Below are 1,602 nucleotides of genomic sequence, written 5' to 3'. Positions count from 1 at the left end.
TCATCCTTTCTTGAATTGGTGAATTTAAGAAGATAATAGAGCATTCTCTTTATTAAATCAATATGTTATTTGGTATTTCAACTGCTTTTTATAAAAATAATCGGATCAATGCGAGACTTTTGAAATTACCTCAAATGCTTTTATTAATGTAATATGCCATGAATATTCAGAAGAAAACCCGGCCTGAAGCCATGCCGGATAAGAAAGCATATTTGTGGCCTCAGATCCGGTTTCATTTTAATGCCCGGCGGTTTTTTGAGGAAATACTACTTTCCCACTCAAGCTTGTGTCATAACCGTCAAACTGTTTGGCAATTGTATGAAAGGACTCTTCATGCAATAATCCTAAAAACAGCTGGATGCCCCTTTCAAAAAACTTTTCCTTTCGGATAAGAAGATCATAACGTTCCCAGCGAAGTGAGATGAAATCCAGCCCTAGCAGAGAAGCTACCGGTCGTATGCAGACAGCTGCATCGGCGCGGCCTGTTAACACTTCAACACCTGCATCCAGATGCCTCGATACCTCATTATCATAACCTTTGACTTTCTCACAATCTATTCCGGCATTGTTTAATTCCCGATCAAAAAGCAGCCTTGTACCGGTTCCAGGAGGCCGGTTTACTATTTGAATTTCAGGCTTTGCGAAATCGGCTATTTTCAATATAGCCTTGGGATTGCCCTTTTGAAGTATAATCCCTTGCTCCCGTCTGCAAAAATTGCAAACTGCTGGCATGTCACCAAGCTCCCTGGAAGCAAAGTTAAAATTATAGTCATTTTCATTTTCTTCCAGCAGATGGCTGGAAGCGATATGGCATAGATTATTATGCAGGGCTCTCAAACCTCCCATACTCCCGAGGTTTCCAAAAACAGCCACATTATCAGGGTTCAGGTTGTTAAAAAGTGCAATGGTTTTATCCAAAAGCAGATCATTGCTTCCTGATATTATCAGTAATCCATGGTAAGGAGGAAGGGGATCACCGGATTTTGGAAAATTTATCGTATTGTTTTCTATCCACTGTTCAACAAGATGCCGGGGAAAAGCCACTTTCCGGTTATTTTTGTGGCAGGAAGCCCCTTTTCAGAAATAAGGGCATAAACCATCTTTTCATTAATTCCAAGAAATTTAGCCACTTCTTTTGTTGATATCAGTTCTTTCACTTCGGTCATCCTTCCTTATAATTCCCCATTAATTACTTAATATACTTATTAATTACACCTATTATTTTAACCGTTCAAAGTCAATCATTTTATATTTTTACAGTAAAAACCGTATCACCTGATCAAAAGTCTTCTTATTATTTTTCCGGGCAAAGTCTCCACTGCCTTTAAAGCTCCTTCCGGACAAACCTCAACGCAGCAGTAACATCTGATGCATTTTTCATAATCAAAAGAGATTTTCTCCGGTTCCTCGCTATTTCATGTGGGTAACCTGAATTCGAGTTTGCCACCAATGAGGTAGATTATGGTGATCAGGTTTTTGATGGTCCTGTATCCCCTGGCCTTGGCTTTAGCTGCTTGGATAAGGCTGTTGATTCCCTCAAGAATGCCATTGTTAATCCTTGACGTAAACCATCTCAGGATGCCGTTCCAGTGACGTTTCATG

Annotated in this window: 4 protein-coding genes; all 4 read right to left on the bottom strand. The window is 39.8% G+C overall.

From position 1 onward, the window contains the following. Positions 1-237: 237 nt before the first annotated feature. Positions 238-1,044, bottom strand: coding sequence for a substrate-binding domain-containing protein (locus VXK47_RS13995; protein ID WP_435549404.1), 807 nt, complete (start codon positions 1,042-1,044; stop codon positions 238-240). Beyond that, positions 1,008-1,157, bottom strand: a complete 150-nt coding sequence (locus tag VXK47_RS13990; protein WP_435549403.1) for a helix-turn-helix domain-containing protein — start codon at positions 1,155-1,157, stop codon at positions 1,008-1,010. Before VXK47_RS13990 ends, VXK47_RS13995 begins: the two co-directional genes overlap by 37 nt. 114 nt (positions 1,158-1,271) lie before the next feature. Next, on the bottom strand, positions 1,272-1,394 hold the full coding sequence (locus VXK47_RS13985) for a 4Fe-4S binding protein (RefSeq protein ID WP_435549405.1): 123 nt from the start codon (positions 1,392-1,394) through the stop codon (positions 1,272-1,274). Between the two features lie 21 nt (positions 1,395-1,415). Further along, positions 1,416-1,602 (bottom strand): transposase (locus VXK47_RS13980; protein ID WP_435549402.1); only part of this gene is annotated, 187 nt, incomplete at its 5' end.

Origin of the sequence: Desulfobacterium sp. N47 (assembly GCF_051233685.1) — a bacterium.
Classification (GTDB): Bacteria; Desulfobacterota; Desulfobacteria; order Desulfobacterales; family RPRI01; genus RPRI01.
Note: the sequence above shows the minus strand (reverse complement) of the source record. Positions and strands in the feature narration are given on the sequence as shown.